Below are 23220 nucleotides of genomic sequence, written 5' to 3'. Positions count from 1 at the left end.
AGGGATGACAGACCTTCACGAAAAACCTGTTGACCAAAGTCAGTCGCGGCTCATTCGCCGACTGATCGACCCCACCGAGGCGCTGCGCCTGCTGCGTCAAGTCGTAAGTTGGCCCGCGGGCACTTCGCCGGCATCTTTGTCGGTCGCGCGCGTCTTCCCATCGAAAGGCGGCGGGGTTGGGGTCCAATGGGATATCTGCGTAGAAGGCACGCGGCGGGGGACAACGACCTCCGGCAGCATCTACGCCGGATCGCGATCGTCATCTCCAAAAAAATCGAAGAATAACATTCGCTTGGCGAAGTCCGGCCCGTTCCCTTTTCTCGACTTGGATTGCTGTGTTGAAGGCGCCGATCTCGTGCTAAACACGCCGGATCAAGACGCGTCTCTAAGCGGCATTGTCGAGGCGGCCGCCGGACCTCGAATGAAGGAGCGACTGACCAGCGGGATCGTCGCCCGAATTCTCGGCAGGACGAATGCCTGGGAATGTGACTGCCTGAACTACCGGCCGCGACGTCGATGTGTCCTTCGATATCGTCGCAAAAACGCGCCAAATGGCCCCTTCGTGGTCGGAAAGATCTATCGCAACGGCCAGGCGATACGGACGCCCCAGATAATTCGTCAGGCACGCAGCGACTTGGCGCGGCGCGGCGCGGCGGAGCTCTCGATTCCCAGAGTGCTAACCGTCTGGCACGATTGGAACATGGTCCTCTTCGAGGGGGTCCTTGCGCCCGAGTCGCGTGAGGGTCGTTCGGCCGGCCCGATCCAACTTGCCCAGGCGGCCGGCAATGTCCTCGCAACCCTCCATGACCTTTCACCGGGCAAGCTGTCCACATTTACACCGTCAGATGAATTGATGGCTACAGCACGCTGGGTGGAATTGGGGGCGCTCGCGGGCCGAATCGATGCCCGAGCCAAGCGCATCTGGATTGACTTGCGCAAATGGCGACATCGATTGCCGCGATCTTCAGGCTCCCTCATTCATCGCGACTTCTACGACAGCCAACTTCTGCCGACCCGTCAGGGATGGGCGATTGTCGATTTTGACACGGCCGCCCGCGGCGATGCGGAGCAGGATGTCGGCAACTTCATCGGGCACCTGATCTGGGATTCAGTCCGTGATGGACGTCCCCGGGCGATGTGGGTCGAGGCTGCGGCCTGTTTTCTGGAAAGCTATGAGAAATGTCGGACTGCTCGAAAGAGAACTCGACGGTCCGCAGTCATGGATGCCGCGCGCATGCGCTTTTACCTCGTCAGCTCGTTGCTCAGGGTCGGAATCATTCACGGATTGAGAACGGGGACGAGACGCCAGGCCCAACGCTTGCACGACATCGCCGACGCATTTCGCCGGACGTCACCAAAACGCCTGCTGGCCCACCTGCGCGATGCGGGCATCCCCAGTGAATCGAGGTGTTCATCATGAATCCACTACCCAAACATCTGAATCGCCGTCGGTCTTGCGATGCCCATCGCTTCATTCCACGCCGCGCATTCACACTCATCGAGCTGCTCGTTGTCGTCAGCATCATTGCCACCCTGATCGGCATTCTGCTCCCCGTTCTGGCACGGGCCCGCCAGGTCGGTCGTCGAACCACGTGCGCCGTGCGACTCAGAGAGGTCGGCAACGCCGCATTCTACTATCTCCAATCAGATAAGTTCTTTCCGTCTCTCAACAACGAACCGTCGGACGGACACTGGCAGTACAACTACATCATCTGGGATGGTCGCGATCTGGACCACAACTTCGGCCCCTTCGTCTTGAAGAATCTCATCCCCGATATGCAGGTTCTCTTCTGCCCGGTGCAATCCTCGCCTCATCACCAATTCAAGACCTATGTGAACCCCTGGCCCATTCAGGAGTTGCTCGATACGCGAGCGGGATTTGGTCGTCGCCCGATGATCACCGGGTTGGACGTGACGCAGCTTCCCGCCTCAACGGCGCTTTACGCAGACCTCCTCCATGCGCCGGATTACGTCTCCGAGAAAGGTCACAAGAACGGCGTCAACGTCGTCTATGCCGACGGTCACGCTCGATTCGTTCAGGCCTTCGAGCGGCTCATTGATAACGAAATGACGCTTCCGACTTCGCTCATCGATAACCCGACCATGATGCAGATTTGGAAGAAGCTGGATGCCCGGGAGTAATCTGATGACCAAGCAAAGCGAATTCACGCGGGCCAGGTCGGAGTCGATCCTCAGCGGCCCCAAGGCCTGGGTCGGCGGCGCAGCCATGATCGCGCTGGCCGGGTTGGCCGTCGCCTTCGGCGTCCAGGGCATCGTGGCAACGCCAAAGATCAACCATCGCGCAGCCGGCGGTGAAGTCCGACGATTAAGCGGTGATCGACTCAAGCTCAAGGACGGGCGGGATGTCGAGTTCGCCGCCATCCGCCTGCCCTACGACGACGAGCCCAATGCCGAAAAATCGCGCGAGGTATTGAACAAGTGGATCGAGGATGAGGGCGTGCGGCTGCGATTCGATGAGAGTGTCGTCGACGAAAAGGGACGTATCCACGCCTACATCTATGCCAACGACACCTTCATCAATGAGCGTCTGGTTCGCGACGGGCTGGCGTTCGTAAAGCTTCGTGCGGGTGAGCGACAGTTCGCCGAAGAGCTGCTTGCCGCGCAGCGTGAGGCTCAATTGAATTTGCTCGGGATATGGCGGTGGGTCTCACCGTCCGCTGAAGGGACCATCATCGGCGAACCGGACCGCGGCACGTTCCATCGGCCCGACTGCTCCAAACTCGTCGAGTCGGGCAACGAACGCATCGAGATAACCGGAACCGCCGCGGCCTTCGACAAAGGTTGGGCCCCCTGTGGCAAGTGCAAGCCATAAGCAGCACGGCCATGTGGGGAGGATGGCGAAGAAATTGAATGCGTAGGGTGCTTCGCCGCGCGTGATGCGACGAAGCTGATCGGGACTATTTACAAAAAGGAACGAAGAAATGACCAGCGTACACACAGTGACAATGTGGGCGGCACTTTCCATTTGCACCGTCGGGCTGCTCGGGCAATCCAACGGTTGCGACCTCAACGCGCTGATCAATGTCGTATTCCAGCAAGGCTCGGCGGGCGACGACATCGGCACAAATGGGGTGGACGATGCGAACACCGACGGCTTTGACGACGCAAACTCCAACGGCATCGACGATGACGCCGAATCCAACGGCATCGACGACAACGGCGGCGGTGGTAACAACAGCCTTCGCATCAACGCTGAATTGACCGGCTCAACCGCGGCGCATGGTGATGCAGAGTATCGCAAGGATGGTTCCCGGCGAAGACTAAGCGTTGAACTGGAAGACGCCGCCGTCGGCACCTTGCATGACGTGTCGGTGGGCGGAATCTTCATCGGCCAACTTACGATCGGCGCGCTCGGTCAGGGCGAACTTGAGTTCGATACCCACATCGAGCCGGGTCATCTTCCTTGGCCCAACAGCCTCCCGACGGAACTGGAAGTCGGCACAAGCGTTCAGGTCGGGCCGGCGTCAGGCCTCTTAGGACAATAACTGCACAATCCGCCTCGCATTGAGGCAGTAGGAGTGTCGTGCGGAGATTCCGGTGGCATCACGCGTGTTTCCTGTTGGCGACAATCGACGCCGTCGTGATCGCCACCGGTCTCTGGCTGCACAACCGAACGCTGGGAAGCTTTCAGAGCCTCCTCGATGAAGCCGCGGTTTTCGACGCGCGCGAGCGAGATCTGACCGCGCTCGGCGAAGCGGTGATGCAACTGAGCGCTCCGACGATGGATGTCTGCGAGACAGGCGATGTCGCCGGCCAGCGAACCCGGTGGAGGCGATTTCAAGTCGATCTCGGGGATATCAAAGCGCGATCGCGCCTGTCTCAAAGGCGGATGAAGGAGTTCTGGAGCGAAGTCGGCCAGTTATGCCATGCGCAGGAGGCCTTCTTCGCCCGATACGAGAAGCAGAGCCAGGAAGCACCGGAGAATCTATCCAGCGCCCTGGCCACGGTGGATCGTCATCGTCGCAAGGCGGCGCGCTTCCTGGCCGGACAACAGGAAGCCCTCCTGTCGGATGCGGCGGAACGACATCTCGACCACGCCGGCCTTCTCGCCGCGCAGTGGATCGCTGAAATGATCCTGGCCGTCGGCCTGATCGGAGCATTGGGAGGCATGATTTGGTACACGCGCAGGCTGCAACAATCAGACGCAGCGCTTCAGACGGAACGACTGCGCGTCGAGGAGGAGCGGCGCGAGCGATTGGCGGTCATCGGAGAACTCTGCACCGGCGTGGCCCACGGCATCCAAAACCCCCTCGCGGCCATTCGCAGCTCCTCCGAGCTGATCCTTGACCTGGGCGCCATGGATGCGGACACGCGCCATCGCGCGGAGGACGTGCTCACGGAGTGCACGCGGCTCAGCCACCGTGTCCGTCGTCTGCTGAACTTTGCTCGCGCCCCGGAGCCGCGTCGAAAGGCGGTTTGTGTGAGCAGCGTCGTCGAGGAAATCACCGGCGAGCTATCCTCCCGGTTCGCGGAGCGCGAGATTACGCTTGATTGCAGGCTGGGACACGATGGACTGGTCGCCGATGCGGATCGCGATGAGCTCGCGTCAGTGTTTCTTGAGTTGTTCGCCAATGCCCTGGACCACACCCCGCCGGGTGGGCGCGTCGAGGTACATGCTCACCACACGCCGGAGCACGTCGTCGTCGTCGTTCGCGATTCCGGCCCCGGCGTTCCGCAAGGAACGGCAAAGCACATCTTCGACCTCTTCTTTACGACCAAGGACGGAGGCTCCGGCGTCGGCCTCGCCTGGGCGCGCCGCATCGTCAATTCAATGGGCGGATCGCTGGAATTCGAACCGGCGCCAACGTCGGGCGCGACGTTTCGCGTCACGTTGCCGCGGCATATCCAGGCAGAGACGCCGCCACACCGCGACCCGGCCGACACCGGACGGCAGTCGATCCGGCAATTCGCCTAGGGAGCCTTTCCATGGCACGCATTCTGGTCGTCGAGGACGAAAAAATCCTTCGCAAGAACATCGTCGACAGACTGCGAGCCGAAGGGCACGATCTCTACGATGCAGGTTCCGCGGAATCTGCGCTCGAACTCGCCGTCATTCTCGCGCCCGACCTGATCCTCAGCGATCTCAGACTGCCGGGAATGGACGGGCTTGCGCTCCTTCGCCGAGTTCGAGCAGCCGCGCCAAGGACGCTGGTAGTCATCATGACGGCGGTCGGAACGAACCAGACTTCGATGGAGGCCATCCGCGAAGGCGCTTACGACTACCTCAACAAGCCCATCGAGCTGCGAGAACTTGTCTATCTCATCAACCGGGCAGTCAGCCATAGCCGCGCGCTGGATCGAGTCAAACACGCAAGGGCCTTTGAACGCCGCGCCGGATCGCTTGACGAGTTCCTCGGTGTGTCGCCGGCGATTCGCGAGATCAAACACCGTGTTCGTCAGCTACTCGCCTCGCCCGTCATGTCCGGCAAGGATCCCCCCGTCATTCTCATCACCGGAGAAACCGGCACGGGCAAGTCGCAACTGGCCCATGCGATACACAACGAATGTCCGCGCCGGGATGGGCCTTTTCTTTCGACACATTGCATGGCGTCGGATGCGAATGAAATCGAAAAGGAACTATTCGGACCAGACGACGCCACCGAGCACCTGCAGAATGGGCGCAAGGGAATCGTCGAACTCGGAGAGAGCGGCACCGTTTTCTTGGAAGAGGTAACGGGCCTCTCCAGGCGAGCTCAGACCCGCCTTCTCGGGTTGCTCGAAAGCGGATATGCCGGGACCGCGAAAGGCGATCGCGCCCGCACCAACCTCGATTTGCAATTCGTGGTGACCAGCAGCCATGATCTTGCCCTGGACATGATCGGCAAGCGGCTGATGCCCGAGTTCTATCATCGCATCATGCAATCGGTCATCCACCTACCGCCGCTGCGCGATCGAAGGGACGATATCGCGCCACTGGCTCAGCGATTCCTCTCAACTCATGCCAGGCGCTCCGGCATCGATGTACCCCGGATTGAGACCGAAGCCATGGATGCCCTGATGGCCTACGACTGGCCCGGAAACGCAAGGGAGCTCTCACATGCGATGGAAAGTGCGGTCCTCGTGTGTGGGCAGGACTCGATCAGGGCCAGGCACCTTGCATTACGACCGATGCAATCTGCCGGTACATCCCGCCTGGCATTACACCAGACGAGTCCGATCGTTATTAACTTCGATGAGGAGTGCCCGACCTTGGATCAGATCAAGCGACGGCTCATCATCGCGGCGGCCGCCCATTTCGGTGGAAGTCCTTCACATATCGCAAGCAAGCTGATGATTCCGGAGGAAGAAGTGTGTCATGTCCTGGAGGATGGGAGAGTGCTGAAAAAACCGGCGCGTGCCTCTGATAGTTAAGGAAGATGTCAAGGATTGCGCGGATAACCCATGCGCTTGTACCAAAAGTTGATCCATTCTTAGAGCGAGAAATCGACCATCATCAGCTCAAGCCAACCTGGCTTCTCGTCGCAGCAAATTCCCTCGGAGCCATGTATCCCAGGGCGCTGTGCGGTCGTTCAAGATCGTAATGTCTGCGCCAGCTCTCGACCTTCTGTCTGGCGTCGTCCAACGACCGGAACCAATTCTCATTCAGGCACTCGGCTCAATGCGTCTCATCACCGCATACATGCCGGCTCCGGTTTCTCCTTGTGACTTCTGTGCGACTTCCACCATTTCCTCACGATTGGGCCTCTACGGAGGTGGATTCGGCTGTGTGGACTGACAAATCACAGGCCATCGTCTGTCTTGCAGGCCAGCAAGCCGAATTCTGTTTGCATTTTCTGCTCAATACAAGCATAATGTTTTAGGTGCCGGAGCGGTCGTAAGCTTTTACGCAGTCTCCGTCAGAATTTGAATAGAGGTCGTCGGACGACTAGATAAAGGGCAGCCCGCCGTGGCGGGTGGCTCGCTAGCGAGTAAGCCGACGTGGACGAATGCCTTCGGGCGTTTATCCACGTCGGCTTTTTTTTGTTCTGCGGAAGGCGCAGCCCGATTTCGAAAGTGGGGTTCAATATGAGAGAATCCAATTCAACCGTGAAGACTCAACCGGAGGGCCAGTCCAGAAAATGGAATAGCCGGACCTTGAGAGTCACGACCAAGCGGTCTGATCGCAGGGCGATGCAAAGTTGGATGCAGCCGCCGCCCTATGTCATGAATCCTGAACTGGCTCGTCGCAGCATCGAAGCGAAACTGTTCGCCGATTATCCCGGCCCTGCTCTTGGATTGGGGCGGCTGACGCCATCCGATGAGACGTTGCTTTTCAAGCAGCTCCATTATTCCGCTTACCGCCTCAGGCATTTGTACAGGTTGGCCGATACAGGTCCGACGGCATCGAGGCGACGGCGCTACTCAGGCTGGATTCTACGATATAACCAGCTTCGCGCGCGGCTGACCGAGGGCAACTTGGGTCTGGTGTACGACCTCATCGGGCGCCGCTCCTTCGACAGCATCGAGCGCGAAGAGCTGGTCAGTGAAGGCATGATGGCTCTGCTTCGGGCTGTGGATACCTTTGATCCTTGGCGCGGCTTTCGTTTCAGCACCTATGCCTGCAACGCCATCATACGCGCTTTTTCGCGGGCGGGAATGCAGGAATCAAAGCGCCGAAGCAAAATCATCGGTCGGTACGATCCCGAATTCGATGCGAGCAATGCGCCGGATGTGCGCAAGGCCGACCAGCGATTGCTCTATTCGGAGCGTCTGCAGCGAGTCCTGCGGCTGGACTATGCCGGACTGACCGATATGGAGAAGAAGGTCCTGGCCAGGCGTTTTCCAATCGAAGATGACCGCAAACGTCAGACGCTGGAACACGTCGGCAAGAAGATGTGCGTCAGCAAAGAGCGTGTCCGGCAGATTCAGTTGTCGGCCATCGCCAAACTTCGCCACGCGATTAAGGCTGACGGCATCCTTCAATAGCCTGCTTCCACCAGCATTGGAAATTCCCGGGATGCCTGAGGAATTAAATTCTCAACGTCAAGTCACGATATTTGCGTGAGCTAGGGCGGCTTGCGCATCTGTGTAGCGTCCGGCGCCTCTGCCGGACGGGGGGCATTTCAGGGACATGCTACTTTTCCATGTGATCTCCCATTCTCAGCATGCGCCGGCGGCAATCCATCCATAAAAAACGCCGCACCAGCCCAGTCTCACGATAGATCGCGCGCTGCGTCAGCCAGGCCCCGGCGCGAGCGCGGAGCAAGCATCGAGCTATGAGTATTGAGCTATGAGTATCGAGCTACGAGTATCGAGCCACGAGTAACTCCATTGCAATGCGCCAAGCCCCACCCATCCAGCCCTCTACGCCAAACCGGCGCACCGCACCCATCCCGCGCCCAGACCAGCCCGAAGCGCCAGCGAGGACGTCACCCCGAATTCCGCCCATCCCGCGCGCCGCGCCTCTCCGCGTCCTCTCTCAAATCTCAAATCTTAAATCTCAAATCCGAAACTCCCCCTCCTTCTCAAGCCCAGTGCCCCACGTCTCGCGTCCGTTTCTCCAAAAAATCACCCAAAATGCCAATCGCCCCAACCCGCGCCCGCCACAGCACTTGCCAGCGCGCCCCAGAACTTTTTTCGCCTTATGTCACCTTCGCTTTTCCGCTTCCCGCGCTGGTCCCCAATGCGACTTGCCGGCTTGCCCATGGAGCGCAGCGAAGTGGGTTGGCGACGGACCACCCGGAGCCCCCGTGCCCGCGCGATCTTCTCGTCACCCTCGCCCCCTTGACCCCTTTGTTCCACTTTGCCTGCAAAGTCGCTCTTTCCCCGGGAAATCAATCCAAATCCCTTCCCCGCAGCGGAGCGCGAATCGCGAAGACATGAACCCAGGCACGACGCATGCTCTGGCGGAGGTGCTCGTGAACGAGTCGTGCAGGCCCCACCGAACCAGGCCTTCTCCCGGCCGAGGCGCGCCAAGGCTGATCGCGATGACAACGACAAAGTCCGATGCGCTACTTGAGCGAAAGCCTCAGCTCGGCGTACACCATGCGCTCCGTCTCCCCCGCGTGAATGAAGGACGACCCGCCCTCGGCGTGCGACTTGTCCATCAGGTTGCGCACGCCGACCTGAAGCGCCGCCTTATCCTCCCAGAATCGGTACTCCGTATTCAGATCGACGCGAATATACGGGTCGTACCTTCGCTTGAAGAACGGAAAGTTCGGATTCGTACCGTTCGTGGAATCGACATAATACACGTGACCGTTCAGGCTCAACTGCTCCGTCAGATCGTATCGCGCGCCGACCATGGCCTTGTGCTTGGGCGGATAGAGTGTGTCTTTCTCGTGAAAGGACGTATGCGCCGACCAGTCAAACTGCTGGTAGGTGTAGTTCGCCAGAAGCGTGAGCGCCTTGGAGATCTTGTACTTGCTGTCCAGTTCCACCCCGTACAGTATCCCATCGCCGGAATTGTCGAAGCGCTGCTGGATAAGCCCCGGTGGACCAAGTTGCGGGCTCAACGTAGTGAGATTGGTGTAATCGTGCAGAAATACGTTGGCATCAAACGACAGCTTCTTCTCAAGAAACGTCTTTCGGTACCCCGCCTCGTAAGCCATGATGCCCTGAGCGTCGATGTCCTGGTCCGCGGTGACCCGGGCCAGTCCCGCCATCAACGGGAGATTCAGAAACCGCGTAGCACCCGGTGGCATCGAAAACGCCCGCGATATGGCCCCGTACACGCTGGAGTCATCGGTCGGCGCATAGGAGAGCGATGCCCGCCCGCTCGGCTCAAAGCCTCCGTAAGTGTCGTAGTCCACCCGCGCGCCCAGATCGAGCGTCCACCGCTCCGCGAATCGCCACTGATCCTGCACATACGCCCCGACCGTGCCGGTCTGCACATGATCCCGCGTCAGCATGAATGGATCGGCCAGCGAAGTATCGACCAGGTCCCATCGCGAATCGATGCCGTAGGTAAACGTATGATTCTCTGCCGGCGAAAACGTATGTCCAAATTGCAGGGCGAGTTGTTGATACCGGTACTCGAGCTGCGGAATACCGGCGTCGAGGTAGAAATCATTGACGTAAAACGTCCAGTTCGTGGAGTTCTCAGAGTCGATCCGATGATCCCACGAACCCTGGAGATAGTTGGCGTTCGAGCTGCTCGTCCTGTATCCACCCAGCGCCAGCGGCGTCGGCGTGACGCCGCCCTCCAGAATATGGCTGCCAATGGAAAACGATACTTCATCGTCCTTCGTCGGCGTCCAGATGCCGCGCGCCCCGACGCGGCCGCCCTTGTACTCGTCGTCAAACGGCCCGAGGATCGAAACGCCGTTTCGAAACCCATCCATGGCCTCATATTCAGTCGAAACGCGCATCCGCAGATTGTCTTCCTTGAATCCGTACCCGACGTGTTCCTTGTGCCACCCGCGCGATCCACCACCAGCCGTCGTCGTCAAGCCGATCTGATCGTTCGGATCCTTGGTCACGATGTTGATGATTCCCGTCGCCGCGTTCGCGCCCCACGCCACGCCGGCAGGCCCGCGAATGACTTCAATCCGATCGATGTCCTCCAGTTGAAACGGCCAGTTACCCCACAGTGTGCCGCCGAACATCGGATCGAAGATCTGCCGTCCATCCACGAGAACCAGAACGGTATTGGCCAGCAGCCCGTGCATGCCCCGAACAGAGACCGCGGAGGCGCCCGACGTCAGGTCGGAGACATCTACACCCGGCGCCAGTCGCAGCGCATCCGGCACCGTCCGCGCCCCGGCTCGACGAATATCCTCCGCGGTGATGACGGTCGCGGCATAAGGAAGCGTCTTGATGTTTTCCTTTCGTCGGTTGACGTTGACCATCACCGGAACATCCAACTCGTACAGATCAATGGCATCCTCAATCTCCCCGGCTTCGGGCTCCTCCATGTCGGAGTCATCCGATGAATCCGTGGAAGGCTCCTCCGCGGTCCCGGGCGCATCGACGTTTGCGCGACCCCCGGTGCTCTCGGGACCGTCCGCCCGAGCCGGCGTGGACGATGTCATGACCAGCGCGGCGATAAACAGAAACACAGCAACAAGCGGAATGGCCCCGCCGCCATGGGCCCGGCTGTCCCAACGAATTGCCGGAGGGGACTCAGTCAGCGTCATGGGGCGTCTCCGAAAACGGTGACCTTCTGGTCAATTCGATCTTCAAACGACACGTTGATTCTCTCGGCGGTGTTCTTGTTGACGGCCCTCTTGATCACTGACGAATAATAAATGGCGCTTCGATCCTCGTTTCCGGTGCGGCGCATGCGCTTTACGAGGTCCGCCGCGGCGAGACCCACATCGGCGGGCTCAGCCCACTGACCGGCAAACGCGCCTGCCTTCACCAGGTTGGGCGAGAATGCCCAGATGGGTTTCTTGTTTCGAAGCCCCCACAAGATCAATTCCTGAATCGTGCCCGAATTGTAAAATTTCGCATCGGGAATCATCAGCACGCCATCGCATGGCCCGGACGCCAGGGTCTTCAGTGCCTCTCCGAAGCCCCCGGTCGCGACGCTGATGCCGACCACCTCGACCCCGATGGATTTGCCTGCGTCGACAAATGACGCCAACACGCGCTTCGTGGCGGTTGAATGAAGGAGAATCAATCGCGAAGTCCCGGGAACCACGCGCTTGATCCAGGCAAGCCGATCCGACGGATTGGGATCGGCCGCAACGCCCGCGGTCCTGTTGCCGAGCTTCTGCGATTCGGTAACACATCTCGCGTCGGCGGCGTTTGGAAGCATGAACCAAACAATTCGTGCGCTGGGAAGTGTGCTGAGTGCCAGATTGACCGCCTGCTCGCCGCTCGCGGCAACGACGCGGGGCGATTCCCGGCCGAGTTGTTCACGGACCGATTCAATCGCCTTCTTGTCCTTTGAAGAGGGGAGCTCCACGATGGAATTGGGTATCCCCGAACTACGCAGCGATTCGCTCAGCGCAACTGCGGCAGCTTTGTAGCGGTCGTTTGAGCCCGTCAGGATGGTGAGCCTGCCGGGATCTCCGGGGTCTTCACCCCGACTCGAATGAGTCCACGTGCCCGCCATGATGGCGAGCCCGGTGGTGACCACGGAGGCTTGGAATGGGAATGCGAAGAGCTGCCTGCGAGGGCGCGGCGTGAATCGTGCGAGGCGGGATCGCATCAATTACTCGTTCCTGGCAAGCCCCTCGCTTGGAGCGTCGTCATCCCCGTACTTCCAGTAATGTACGCAGAACTATCGTCGGATCAATGCCCAAATAGCATTCACATTTATCCGGAATTGAGTGCAATTGGGAGGCCGATGGCCCGTCTTTTCTCCCACGTTGACGCTCGGGTCCGATTCTTGTTTTTCGGACTCCGTCCCGTAGAACCCGGAGAGTCGCACTGAAACCGGGCCGTCCGGAAATCTTCTTGGGAGGAGGTACCGGTACAAGATAAGTGCCGTGCGCATTTGCCCGATGATTCTCGCTACGGGAAACACCCAAGGCCCCGCGGGTACTGCCGCGGGACCGCTTGCGGCGCCGATCGCCGTAGTGCTTGGCCAAGGGAGGGCGTGAGCGGTCGGAGGGGTCTGGAAATGCGCATCTTTGCACTCAGGCATTCTCCGTTTTGGAATCGCCGAGGCCTTACTGCCCAGGTGATGTCTCTCTGCATTGTGCTTGTGGCGGGCACCTCGATCGTGCTCGGATTCGTCTACAACTGGGTCGTTTTTCGCAGCGCCGTTGCGGATGCGCACACGAAGGCGCTCGTATTTGGAAGGATCATCAGCCAGAACGCAGAGCCGTTTATTCTGCTCGACGATAAAGAGGCGCTGATTCGGCTTGCTCGAAACGCCAGCAGCGATATCGCCGTTCGTCGCTGCATTTTCACCAACGCAACCGGTGTCGTTGTCGCCACGGAGTCAGGCCTGCCGATGCCGGGCAGCACCGCATTCACCCTTCGCGCGATCGACGGCCAGTTTCACCCCATCTATGAAGATACGGACGATGGCTTCACCCTTGCGCTTCCGATCATGCCGCGAAGCGACGATTCCGATCTGCACCTGCAAGAGATGCTCAGTGATGACGACCAGCAGGCGAGCCCCGAAGCCCTGGGCTTCACGATGCTCGAATACACGTTTGCCCCGCTCAGGGCCGACATGCGCGGTCTGGCACTGACCACCTCGCTCCTGGCGCTCGGGGTGATCTGCGTCGTCCTCATCGCCACGCGTTTCCTCATGCAGCCCTTTCTGCGTCCGATTCACGATCTGGTGGCCACGACCTCCGCGATTGCCGGCGGAGACCTGACGAGACGGGCAACCGAGGACGCGATCGGCGAGATCGGTGAACTGGCTCGTTCCTTCAACCACATGGCCTCCCGATTGGAGGAGAGCTACGCCTCGATCGAGCAGCAGGTGCAGGACCGGACGCACGAACTTGCCAGGCGCACGACGGACCTTGAGGCGGAAGTCGCGCACCGCAAGCAGACCGAATCAGAGCTGATAAAGGCCAGGGACGTTGCCGAGGCCGCAAGCAAGGCCAAGAGCGAGTTCCTGGCGAACATGAGCCACGAACTTCGCACGCCCCTAAACGGCGTCATCGGCATGACCGAGCTGTTGCTCGCCTCCCGGCTCCAGCCGAGGCAGATGCACTTCGCCCGGACGGCCAAGCTCTCCGCCGACACGCTGCTCAGTCTCATCAGCGATATTCTGGACCTGTCAAAGGTCGAGTCGGGCAAACTTGAAATCGAACACGTCGAATTCAATCTTATCGAAGCCGTGGAGTCGGTCGTTGATCTCGTCGCCCATCGTGCCGATCCGGGACAGGTCGAGTTGGCATGTTTTATTCATCCCAGGATTTCGCCCGTGGTGCGCGGAGATCCCGGCCGATTGCAGCAGGTACTCCTGAATCTCGCCAACAATGCCATCAAGTTCACGGAAAAAGGAAACGTGACAGTTTCCGTTCTTCCCGACTCCGCAAGCGGCGAAGAACTCGTCCTGCGCGTGCTGGTGAAGGATACGGGAATCGGAATCCCGGCGGACCGCCTTGACTGCCTCTTCAAGCCCTTCTCACAGGTCGATGCATCGACGACCCGAAAGTACGGCGGCACGGGACTCGGCCTGCGCATTTCAAAGCAGCTCGTCGAGTTGATGGGCGGCGAAATCGGCGTCACAAGCAAACAGGGAGAAGGATCGGAATTCTGGTTCACCGTAAAGCTCGGCAGCGTGGATCAGCCGGCGATGCTCGCCAAGCGCCTCCGGGCGATTCCATCCCTGAACGGGCTTCGTGTTCTCATCGTGGATGACAACGGCACCAACCGTGAGATCCTGATGCAGCAGCTCTCCGCATGGGGCTTGACCCCCGAAGCGGTCTGCAGCGCCGATGAGGCGCTCGTCGCCATGCGCCGCGACGGCGACCAATCGACCCCCTTCGGGCTGGCGATTCTGGACATGCACATGCCGGGCCGGGACGGCGCTGATCTCGGAAAGATGATAAAGGCCGATCCCGTATTGCAAAACGTTCCTCTCATCATGCTGACCTCCATGACGGATGATCACACGTTTGAACGCCTCAAGGACATCGGCTTCGTCGCAATGATCTCGAAGCCCGCCAAGCAGTCGCGCTTGTTCGATGCGATCCTCAAGGCGGTCGATCCGAAATATCATCACAGTGAGTCCGCGCCGGCGCCGTACGCTTCATGGGTCGAGGCCAATCCCGCCAATCAAGATATCCGCCTGCTGCTCGTGGAGGACAATCGCATCAATCAGGAGGTTGCGGCGAACATCCTCGAAACCGCCGGCTATCAGGTGGACGTCGCGTCGAACGGCCTGGAGGCCCTGTCGGCATTGGAGAAAAGTGACTACGCCCTGGTGCTGATGGATTGCCAGATGCCGGAGATGGATGGCTTCGAGGCGACGCGAAGAATCCGAGAAAATGAATCCCGCGACGCCGCCCCGAGAATCCCCATCGTTGCCCTGACTGCCAATGCGCTGCAGGGGGATCGGGGCAAGTGCCTGGATGCCGGCATGGACGACTACATGACCAAGCCCCTGGATCCCGTCGTGCTCCTTGAAACCATCAAGCGTCTGACGTCATCCTCGGCCGGCGCGGCGACCGCGGTCGCGCCTGTTGCAGCGGCTCAGCCGGCAGACCCTCGGCCGGAACTCAACAACCGATCCGCCGCCTTCGATATCAATGGCCTCTTGCAACGCTGCCCCGGCGGCCCCGCCGTCATAACAAGAATTCTCCATCACTTTGGGGAAGACGCCGAGCAGCTAATGAATGATATCTCCAACGCTCGGAAGGCCGAAGATCTCCGCATGATCTCAGAGCTGGCGCACGCGCTCAAAGGCGCTGCGGGAAATCTGACCGCAAAGGCCGTTGCGACCGCCGCACTGGAGCTGGAATCCAGCGCAAAATCCGGAAGGCAGGATCTGCTGGACGAGCTCATCCAGTCGCTGCGCACCAGCGTCGACGAAGCCATCGCGGCCTTCCCTGGGACGATCGAGAGCGTGACCGAAGCTATATCCACGAATCATTTTCGGGGGAAGCCCAACCAATGACTCCTCACGCCCAGGAAGCCTCAGGCCAATCTCCAGTGCAGGCGGCGTCGTCGATGCATCTGCCTCAGATCGACGGCGCGCCCCCATGCGTACTGATCGTCGACGACATTCGGTCCAATACCATGATCCTGGCCGACATTCTTAACAATGCCGGCGCCGAAACCATCGTTGCGACAAGCGGTGCCGAGGCCCTCAAACTCGCAGAGTCCAGGCGCCCCGACATCGTCCTGCTCGACTTCTACATGCCCGGCCTCTCCGGCGTCGAAACGTGTCAGCGCATTCGCCAGTCCGATTGGGGTCGCGCCACCCCCGTGATCTTTGTCACCGGCGCTTCGGAAAAAGAGAATATCGTCAGGGCCCTCAGCGCAGGCGGCGTGGATTACCTCACCAAACCCATCGAGCCCCAGGAACTGCTCGCCAGAATCGGCGTCCAGCTTCGCCTCAAGCAGACCGAGCTTGAACTCGAAAATCGAAACCAGCAACTACTCTCCACCGCGTCCAAGCTGGAGCAGACCAACAGCCGGCTCGCACAGCTCTCGCGCGTCGACGGACTCACGGGAATCCTCAATCGTCGAACATGGGATGCCGAGGCAGAAAAAGAGCACCGACGCGCCGTCAGGCAGCAGCTCACCTATTGCGTTGCCATGGTGGACATCGACTACTTCAAGGCCTACAACGATTGCTACGGCCATCAGTCCGGCGACGAGTGCCTCAAGTCGGTCGCCTCCGCGATTGCCCAGTTGCTGCGCGACACGGACATCGTCGGTAGATACGGCGGTGAAGAATTCGTCGTCCTGCTGCCCAATACCACCGGAGCCGGCGGCACCGAAATCGCCGAGAGGATCAGAGACTGCATATGGAACCTTCGGCTCAACCACGAGAAAAGCCCGGTCAATCGCGTCACCATCAGCATCGGCGTCGCCGACAGCCAGTACCGCGATCTCGAACAGACCATTCACGAAGCCGACAGGCTGCTCTACATCGCCAAGCGCTCCGGTCGAAACGTCGTCCAGGGTAAGCCCTCCAGCGCCCCCGAAACCACGCGCAATGCCGACCACGGTCAGCGACCCGGTCAAAACGTCCCGCCGAACCAGCGTGCCCTTCTCATCTCAAGCGACCTCGAGCTGACGACTCGCCTGTCAAACATGCTCGCGCCCTGCGACGTAACGCTCGACTGCCAGACCCCCGAGGCCGTCCTGGCAAACAAGAAACTGGGGCTTCAGGACATGGTCGTCCTGCTCGACCTGCGAAACTCCGCGGACATGGCGGAGCGTGTCGTCAGGTCCCTCCGCGAAAACGCGCCCACATACTCGATCCCCATCCTCGGCATCTGCGCCAGGAACACCGCCGAGACCGAGACCGCCGTGCGCCTCGGTCTCGACGATGCCATCGACGACTTCAATTCCACCGCGCTCCTGCTCCTCCGCCTCCGCGCCCTAGCGCAGCTCGGTGTCGAGCGCAAGACACTGAACTATACCTATCAACTCCGCGGTGAGCAGGTGCGCGGCCTGACCACGCTCGTCGATGTCGCTTGCCGCCTGGCCGCGTCCAGGAGCTTTGACGAGCTGGGCGATATCCTGCTCAAAGGCGCCATTGATGTGCTCGCCGCCGATCATGCACGCATGGCGATCGTCGGGCCCGAAGGCGCAATCAAGCACACCGCCCAGTGGGATATCAAGCAGGTCTCCAGTGGCGCCTCACAACCGATGGAACAGTTCGACCCCTCCATCCTCAAAAAGCTGGAGGTCGGGAGTTTTCTCGTGGAGAACCCGACGCCCATCTCGATCGACTCACGCATCGTCATGGAGCCCGGACATATCCCGCGGCTGTACGCCCGGCTGGAGTCGCACGGCATTGTCGTCGGATACCTGTCGGTCGCCCGGCAGTTGGACCGGCGCGAGTTCTCCGAACAGGACCTGGAGTTCGCCCGCCTGTACGTTTCGCTGATGTCCTCGGCGCTCCTCGAAGCTTTGAATCACGAAGCACGCGATCAGGCCGTCGGCGCTTTCGTCAGGGCCATGGCCATGACCGCCGAGCTCCACGACATGGAGACCGCCAACCACGTCGGCCGAGTCGCGCGAATATCAGATCTTCTGGCCATCGATCTCCGCGACAACGGTGGCCGGTCGGAGATAAACGATATCTTCCTGCGCGACTTGAAACTGGCCGCGCCCCTCCATGACATCGGCAAGCTCTCCATCCCCGGCGCCATCCTCAAAAAGCCCGGCAGCCTGACCCTTCAGGAAACGGCGATCGTCCGCCTGCACTGCGAGCTCGGCGCCGAGATTTTCTCGCGTCTCCTGCAGGATGATCAGTGCATGTCATTCGCCCGAATGGCCTCCGACGTCATCATGTCCCACCACGAGCGATATAACGGCAGCGGCTATCCCAAGGGCCTGCACGCAGAGGACATTCCCCTCGCCGCGCGAATCGTCGCGGTCGCCGATGCATACGATGCCATCATCAGCGAGCGCGTCTACCGAAAAGCCCGCTCGCACGACGAGGCCCTGGCCATCGTCAAGCGCGGCAGCGGCGCCGAGTTCGACCCCGCCGTGGTCGCGGCATTCTTACGATGTGAAAGCCGAATCATCGCGCCCGCCGCCGGCACGAACCAGCCCTGACGGCCTGGCAAATCGTCGCCGCCCGGGAAACCTCCTTCAGCCGCAGCGGTTCCGTCAGGTGGCTCACAACCCGGTCGACCGCGAGGTTGACCCGCTCGACGTACGCCGTCGGTGTCGATGCCCGGGCCTTGGCGTTTGTTAGCAAAATTTGGCAAGACCTCCAAGCGACGACCGGTACAATACGGCAACATGCCCCCGATTGTCAGGTGGCATGAGGGTCAGTCATGGAGCCACCCGTGAAACTTTGCATCGCAGGCATTGTCATTCTGTTCGCCGCCGGCTGCGCATCCACGCCCGCCGCGGATTCCGCTGTCAATCAATCTTCAGGAGAGGATCAAATGCGACTTGGCAACTTCTCGGTCAGCCTGACTGTCAAAGACATCGCCGCCTCCCGCGCGTTCTACGAAAAGCTCGGCTTCAAAGTGGTCTCCGGCGACCAGTCCAAGAGCTGGATCGTCCTCCAAAACGAGTCCACCAAGATCGGCCTCTTCCAGGGAATGTTCGAGCGCAACATGCTCACCTTCAACCCCGGCTGGGACAGCAGCAAGGCCACCCTCGCCGACTTTGAGGACGTGCGCGAAATCCAGAAGACGCTAAAGGCACGCGGCATCACCCCCGACCCCGCCGCCGATGAATCCACCACCGGCCCCGCCTACTTCATGCTCACCGACCCCGACGGCAACCCGATCCTCTTCGACCAGCACGTCCCCAGCCCGGCCTCATACCGGCCCCAGTAAAAGGGCTCCGTCTTCGCCCCATGCCCGCGTAATATACGGCTCGAAGCGCCCGAGCCTGCGCCCGAGCCCGATCCCGCGCCCTCGCCCGAGTACGAGCCCGCGCTCCCAACGCTTCCCTCCGGCGCCGCTTAAAATAGCGAGGCAAGCCATGGCTGCTGCACCAATGTCACAAAACGCCCGACATCCGCCCACGATCGATCTCCAGACCGTCCGCCTCCGCCCGTTAGGCACGGCCGACGCCGCCGCGCTCTACGCCTACCTGCGCGAGCCCGTCGTCACCGAGCTCACCAGCTATCCCGAGGTCACGCCCCAGATCGTCGACGCCATGATCCAGCGCTCCGCTGCCCGTTGGGCCGCCGGCGAGCCGTCTCGCTGGGCCGTCGCTCTTCGCCACGACGATCAACTCGTCGGCACCTGCGGTTTCAACGACGTATCCCTCCCGCACCGTTGGGCCGAGATCGCCTTCGACCTCGCACCCGCCCACTGGGGCAAGGGACTCATGCGCCAGGCCGTCGCCGCCGCCCTCCATTGGGCTTTCCAGCAAGACCAGCTCGATCGCGTGCACGCCTACGTCCGCGTGGACAACCTCCGCTCCCAGCGCCTGCTGGAGCAAAGCGGCTTCCTCCGCGAAGGTCGCCTCCGCCGCTTCCGCCTCTGCCGAGGCCACCCCTACGACTTCTTTATCTACGCCCTTCTCCGCTCCGACGCCACGGCATCCCGGCAATCGTCCTGATCGGACGAATCGTGTGCGGCTGATCTACTCGACGCCGCTACGCAGACCGAATGGGATGATCCTTGCAACGAACTCGTCTCTCCCGCGCGCACAGGGGGCAAGAATCTCTTATGCAATGCGTGAACCCACATCCAATTCGCGCCCATACCAGCCCGAATCGCCGGCAAGGACGTCGCCGCAGATTCCACCCACCCCGCGCCCATACCAACCCGAATCGCCGGCAAGGACGTCGCCGCGAATTCCACCCACCCCGCGCGCCGCGCCTCACCGCGTCCTGTCTCAAATCTCAAATCTCAAATTTCAAATTTCAAATCTGAATTTCTACCTCTTTCCCAAGCCCAGTGCCCCACGTCTCGCCTCCGTTTCTCCAAAAACCACCCAAACCGCGCATCGCCCCAACCCGCGCCCGCCACAAGTGTTGGCACAATCCGCGCGAGGCTTGTGTCACCTTATGTCACCTTCGAATTTCCGCTTCCCGCACTGGTCCCCGAAGCGGCTTGCCGTTTGGCGACGGAATTCCAGCAATCCCGCAGCCCGCGCGATCCTGCATTCACCCTCAGCCGCTTGGCCCCTTTCTCCCACTTCATCTCACCTTCAAATTCATCGCCCCCCGTACCGCCAATCGCAAATCAAAGGAGGACTCACGAATGCCCTCGAGCAATCCCACCGCCCAAAGTTTTGACTTTTTGACTTTTTGGCGTTTTGACGTTTCCCGAAGCCCCATTCTCAAACCAGGTTCCCGCTCGCATAATCCCGAAATGCCCGACACATCCATCAGCAAGACCATGGCCCGAAGCGATCTCGATCGACCCGAGTGCCGCGCCGTCCTCACCGAGCTGTTCGGCCTGATCCGCCGCATGAACGCCAACGGCGCCAAGTACTCCTCCTGGTACGGCCATGTCGATGCCTGGCCCAGCGCCTGGGAGCACATCAATCGCGGCGAAGACTATCAGCCCTTCCCCGGCAACCCCGACGAGCTGCGCATCCCCTGGTTCCTCCTCTGGGAGATCGCCTGGATCGTCGCCAACACCCCCATGCGTCCGGCCGCGCGCGTCCTCGACATGGGTGGGGCGGGCTCACTCTTCACCTGCTATCTCGCGGCGCGCGGCTGCGCGGTCCACACCATCGACCTGCAGGCCGACCTATGCAAACGATCCGAGGAAACCGCGAAACAGATGGGCTGGCGCATGTTCGCGAAGCAGATGGACATGACCCGCCTCGATTATCCCGACGGGTTTTTCGATCACGTCTTTTCCGTCTGCGTCTTCGAACATCTCCCCGTCTCAGGCCGCGTGGAGTGCAACGCCGAAGTCGCTCGCGTGCTCAGGCCCGGCGGGACCGTCGCTTACACCTTTGACTATGCCAACCCGCAATCCTTCGGTCGGATCGACACACCGCAGGACGTGCGTCGCCAGTTCATCGAGCCTTCCGGCCTCGCATTGCGGGGCGGTGGCAATTTTGTCGACACCGGCGAGCGCTATCTGGCCGCACCCCAGTGCTTCGGCATCGGCCGATTCCGGCAAATAATGGCCCGGCTCCACGCATTCTTGAGCGGCTCGGTCGTGCGATCTCGCGTGCTGTCCGGTCGCACGTCCTATACATTCGGGTCGGTGTTCCTGGAAAAGCGGGGCGGATCGACCTGATGCGCAACGCGTCTGATAATCGCGCAACGCCCAACGACGCGGATCAACATTGATACCCAACTTTTTTCCGGAAAATCTCGATCCACCGCCCTCGCCAAGACCGATAGATATGATTAGAGTAGTCGTGCGATGAACAATAGCATCCGGCAGTTTTCGCCGCCGGTCGAGGATTTCATGGCCGCAGATTCCACTCGTCACCACAATCGCCACTACAAGACACTGATTCTTCTGGTCCTCTCCATGACCGGCGGAACGTTTCTGCTTTTGTGGCTCGCTCAGTTTTCTCCAGTGACGCCGCTGCGTGGCCGCACTTCCGGCCCCGCTCAGTGGACCGAGATCAGCGTCCGAGCCGAAGCCTCGCCCGACGCCGGTGGCTTCTATCACCTGCGCATCGACGGCGATGGCCGCCTCTTCCGCAGCGACGCCTGGCGCTATCAGCAGCCGCATCCCGAGAATCCTTCCATGATTCAGATTCTCCTCTCCGCGACCCGGCCCGATGGTCGTCCATTGCCCGCTCAGCAGCAGACCCTCTCCCGCGTCCTCGCCCAACTCGGCCGCGATCATCAAATCGCCTCCGAACGGGTCACGGTTCGCGCCGGCTCTACCATCGCCCGCGGCGATCATCTTCGCCTGGCCTCCGGCTCATAACCCCTTTCGCCGCGCTCTTCGGCTCCCCGCTGAATCCTGCCCCTGTTTTATTCACCGTCGGTGATCCGCGCCCTCTCCGCCTATACTACGCCGCGATATGAAGGCGCTGGAGTACCACATCTCCCCTTGGCGATGGACGATCTGCAAGGCAGCATCGCTGCTTCGCCCATCCGCATGCTACGGTGCGCTCTCCCCGCTCAGGCTCGTCGATCGCCCCGTGCCACAGATCCCCGGCCCCGGTTGGGTGAGACTGCGAACCCTGCTCGGCGGCATCTGCGGCACCGACCTTGGCCTCATCATGCTCCGTCAGCACCCCGCGACAATCCTCCAGCGCTTCGCCAGTTTCCCCGCCATCCTCGGCCACGAAAATGTCGCAGTGATAGACGCCGTAGGTGACTCGGCCGGCGCCTGGTCCGTCGGTCAGCGCGTCTGCGTCGATCCCGCCATCGGCTGTGCCGCGTATGACGATGGCTCGCTCTGCCGTCTCTGCGCTTTGGGCATCGCCTCCCAATGTGAACGCGCCGGCAACGGTCAGTTGCCCCCCCGCGCCCTGCTTGGCCTCAATCGTGTAACCGGCGGAAGCTGGGCCGAGTATTTCGTCGCCCACACCTCCCAGCTCCACGCCGTGCCCGACGCCGTCCCCGACGAACAGGCCGTGCTGCTCGACCCCATCGCCTCGGCCGTGCATGCCGTCTTGCGCAGAACTCCCAAACCCGGCGAGCAAGTGCTCGTCTGCGGTTCAGGCATCATCGCCCTGGGCATCGTCGCCTCACTCCGCGCCTTGGGATGCGACAATCAGGTCACCATCGCCCTGCGGCACGAGTTCCAATCTAAATTGGCCCGAAAACTCGGCGTCAGTGATGTGCTGCGCATGCCGCGAAAAATGTCCCCGGCCGATCGATATGATCTCGTCGCCCGGCGCGTCGGCGGCACGCGCCTGGCGGCGCGCTTCGGCAATCAGGCATTGCTCGGCGGATTCGACCTGGTCTACGACACGACCGGCTCAGGCAAGGGAATGACCGACGCAATCAAGTGGACGCGCACCCGCGGCACGCTCGTCCTCGTCGGCACCTCCGGCATCGCGTTGGTTGACACAACGCCCCTGTGGTTCGACGAACTCGAAGTGATCGGCGCGAACGGTCGCCAGATCGAAACCAACGCCGATGGACCGATCCACACCTACGACCTCGTGCTCAAATGGATCGCTTCCGGTCGCATCGATTTATCGGTCTTGCCGATCCGCAGATTTCGCCTGACCGAGTACCGATCCGCCCTGCGACAATTGCATCAGCGCGGTCGAAATCCGGTCGTAAAGGCCGTATTCGATCACCGCCCATAATTTGCTTATGCACGGCGTCCGGCA

At 60.9% G+C, this 23220-nt stretch carries 17 protein-coding genes; 14 read left to right on the top strand and 3 right to left on the bottom strand.

Annotation, left to right across the window (positions count from 1 at the left end; translation table 11 throughout):
- Positions 1-4: 4 nt before the first annotated feature.
- The 6 genes from HS101_03275 to HS101_03250 all read left to right on the top strand — a co-directional run bounded on the left by HS101_03275 (position 5) and on the right by HS101_03250 (position 6372).
- The gene (locus HS101_03275) at positions 5-1420 is read left to right on the top strand and encodes an aminoglycoside phosphotransferase family protein (GenBank protein MBE7505287.1); all 1416 of its coding nucleotides are present in this window, start codon (positions 5-7) and stop codon (positions 1418-1420) included.
- Complete coding sequence (locus tag HS101_03270) at positions 1417-2142, top strand: type II secretion system protein (protein ID MBE7505286.1); 726 nt, start codon at positions 1417-1419, stop codon at positions 2140-2142. Before HS101_03275 ends, HS101_03270 begins: the two co-directional genes overlap by 4 nt.
- Positions 2143-2146: 4 nt before the next feature.
- Entirely contained in the window at positions 2147-2833 is a 687-nt protein-coding gene (locus tag HS101_03265) for a thermonuclease family protein (GenBank protein ID MBE7505285.1), read from the top strand.
- A gap of 109 nt (positions 2834-2942) precedes the next feature.
- Entirely contained in the window at positions 2943-3506 is a 564-nt protein-coding gene (locus tag HS101_03260; protein MBE7505284.1) for a hypothetical protein, read from the top strand.
- 38 nt (positions 3507-3544) lie between these two features.
- On the top strand, positions 3545-4936 hold the full coding sequence (locus tag HS101_03255; GenBank protein MBE7505283.1) for a HAMP domain-containing histidine kinase: 1392 nt from the start codon (positions 3545-3547) through the stop codon (positions 4934-4936).
- Between the two features lie 11 nt (positions 4937-4947).
- A complete protein-coding gene (locus tag HS101_03250; GenBank protein MBE7505282.1) occupies positions 4948-6372 on the top strand; it encodes a sigma-54-dependent Fis family transcriptional regulator in 1425 nt (474 codons plus the stop codon).
- Between the two features lie 82 nt (positions 6373-6454).
- On the opposite strand, the gene HS101_03245 is transcribed toward HS101_03250, so the two are convergent.
- Positions 6455-6583, bottom strand: a complete 129-nt coding sequence (locus HS101_03245) for a transposase (protein ID MBE7505281.1) — start codon at positions 6581-6583, stop codon at positions 6455-6457.
- Positions 6584-7131: 548 nt separating this feature from the next.
- Here HS101_03245 and HS101_03240 point away from each other — a divergent pair.
- The gene (locus HS101_03240) at positions 7132-7926 is read left to right on the top strand and encodes a sigma-70 family RNA polymerase sigma factor (GenBank protein ID MBE7505280.1); all 795 of its coding nucleotides are present in this window, start codon (positions 7132-7134) and stop codon (positions 7924-7926) included.
- A gap of 1025 nt (positions 7927-8951) precedes the next feature.
- Here the strand turns inward: HS101_03240 and HS101_03235 are convergent.
- Both HS101_03235 and HS101_03230 read right to left on the bottom strand, forming a co-directional pair.
- Complete coding sequence (locus HS101_03235) at positions 8952-11078, bottom strand: TonB-dependent receptor (GenBank protein ID MBE7505279.1); 2127 nt, start codon at positions 11076-11078, stop codon at positions 8952-8954.
- Complete coding sequence (locus HS101_03230; GenBank protein MBE7505278.1) at positions 11075-12097, bottom strand: hypothetical protein; 1023 nt, start codon at positions 12095-12097, stop codon at positions 11075-11077. Before HS101_03230 ends, HS101_03235 begins: the two co-directional genes overlap by 4 nt.
- A gap of 414 nt (positions 12098-12511) precedes the next feature.
- On the opposite strand from HS101_03230, the gene HS101_03225 reads away from it, so the two are divergent.
- The 7 genes from HS101_03225 (at position 12512) to HS101_03195 (ending at position 23196) form a co-directional block, all read left to right on the top strand.
- Entirely contained in the window at positions 12512-15475 is a 2964-nt protein-coding gene (locus HS101_03225) for a response regulator (protein ID MBE7505277.1), read from the top strand.
- Positions 15472-18096: a diguanylate cyclase gene (locus HS101_03220; protein ID MBE7505276.1), complete on the top strand. Its 2625-nt coding sequence runs from the start codon at positions 15472-15474 to the stop codon at positions 18094-18096. The genes HS101_03225 and HS101_03220 overlap by 4 nt, the downstream gene beginning before the upstream one ends.
- A 338-nt stretch (positions 18097-18434) precedes the next feature.
- Positions 18435-18833 carry a VOC family protein gene (locus HS101_03215; protein ID MBE7505275.1) on the top strand — a complete coding sequence of 133 codons (399 nt, stop codon included), beginning with the start codon at positions 18435-18437 and terminating at the stop codon, positions 18831-18833.
- Between the two features lie 148 nt (positions 18834-18981).
- Positions 18982-19566, top strand: coding sequence for a GNAT family N-acetyltransferase (locus HS101_03210; protein ID MBE7505274.1), 585 nt, complete (start codon positions 18982-18984; stop codon positions 19564-19566).
- A gap of 758 nt (positions 19567-20324) precedes the next feature.
- Complete coding sequence (locus HS101_03205; GenBank protein ID MBE7505273.1) at positions 20325-21209, top strand: class I SAM-dependent methyltransferase; 885 nt, start codon at positions 20325-20327, stop codon at positions 21207-21209.
- A 129-nt stretch (positions 21210-21338) separates the two neighbouring features.
- Positions 21339-21857 (top strand): hypothetical protein, encoded by a 519-nt coding sequence (locus HS101_03200; GenBank protein ID MBE7505272.1) that lies wholly within the window; start codon positions 21339-21341, stop codon positions 21855-21857.
- Between the two features lie 97 nt (positions 21858-21954).
- On the top strand, positions 21955-23196 hold the full coding sequence (locus HS101_03195; GenBank protein ID MBE7505271.1) for an alcohol dehydrogenase catalytic domain-containing protein: 1242 nt from the start codon (positions 21955-21957) through the stop codon (positions 23194-23196).
- Positions 23197-23220 lie beyond the last annotated feature (24 nt).

The sequence above is a fragment of the Planctomycetia bacterium genome, assembly GCA_015075745.1.
Classification (GTDB): Bacteria; Planctomycetota; Phycisphaerae; order UBA1845; family UTPLA1; genus UTPLA1.
This window is presented reverse-complemented; position numbering and strand designations above follow the sequence as displayed.

Bases quoted from the DNA above. Each gene is read 5' to 3' on its own strand.
- HS101_03250 (MBE7505282.1), top strand. From the start codon at position 4,948: ATGGCACGCATTCTGGTCGTCGAGGACGAAAAAATCCTTCGCAAGAAC.
- HS101_03260 (MBE7505284.1), top strand. From the start codon at position 2,943: ATGACCAGCGTACACACAGTGACAATGTGGGCGGCACTTTCCATTTGC.
- HS101_03275 (MBE7505287.1), top strand. From the start codon at position 5: ATGACAGACCTTCACGAAAAACCTGTTGACCAAAGTCAGTCGCGGCTC.
- HS101_03230 (MBE7505278.1), bottom strand. From the start codon at position 12,097: ATGCGATCCCGCCTCGCACGATTCACGCCGCGCCCTCGCAGGCAGCTC.
- HS101_03210 (MBE7505274.1), top strand. From the start codon at position 18,982: ATGGCTGCTGCACCAATGTCACAAAACGCCCGACATCCGCCCACGATC.
- HS101_03220 (MBE7505276.1), top strand. From the start codon at position 15,472: ATGACTCCTCACGCCCAGGAAGCCTCAGGCCAATCTCCAGTGCAGGCG.
- HS101_03225 (MBE7505277.1), top strand. From the start codon at position 12,512: ATGCGCATCTTTGCACTCAGGCATTCTCCGTTTTGGAATCGCCGAGGC.
- HS101_03270 (MBE7505286.1), top strand. From the start codon at position 1,417: ATGAATCCACTACCCAAACATCTGAATCGCCGTCGGTCTTGCGATGCC.
- HS101_03240 (MBE7505280.1), top strand. From the start codon at position 7,132: ATGCAAAGTTGGATGCAGCCGCCGCCCTATGTCATGAATCCTGAACTG.
- HS101_03205 (MBE7505273.1), top strand. From the start codon at position 20,325: ATGCCCGACACATCCATCAGCAAGACCATGGCCCGAAGCGATCTCGAT.
- HS101_03195 (MBE7505271.1), top strand. From the start codon at position 21,955: ATGAAGGCGCTGGAGTACCACATCTCCCCTTGGCGATGGACGATCTGC.
- HS101_03215 (MBE7505275.1), top strand. From the start codon at position 18,435: ATGCGACTTGGCAACTTCTCGGTCAGCCTGACTGTCAAAGACATCGCC.
- HS101_03265 (MBE7505285.1), top strand. From the start codon at position 2,147: ATGACCAAGCAAAGCGAATTCACGCGGGCCAGGTCGGAGTCGATCCTC.
- HS101_03235 (MBE7505279.1), bottom strand. From the start codon at position 11,078: ATGACGCTGACTGAGTCCCCTCCGGCAATTCGTTGGGACAGCCGGGCC.
- HS101_03200 (MBE7505272.1), top strand. From the start codon at position 21,339: ATGAACAATAGCATCCGGCAGTTTTCGCCGCCGGTCGAGGATTTCATG.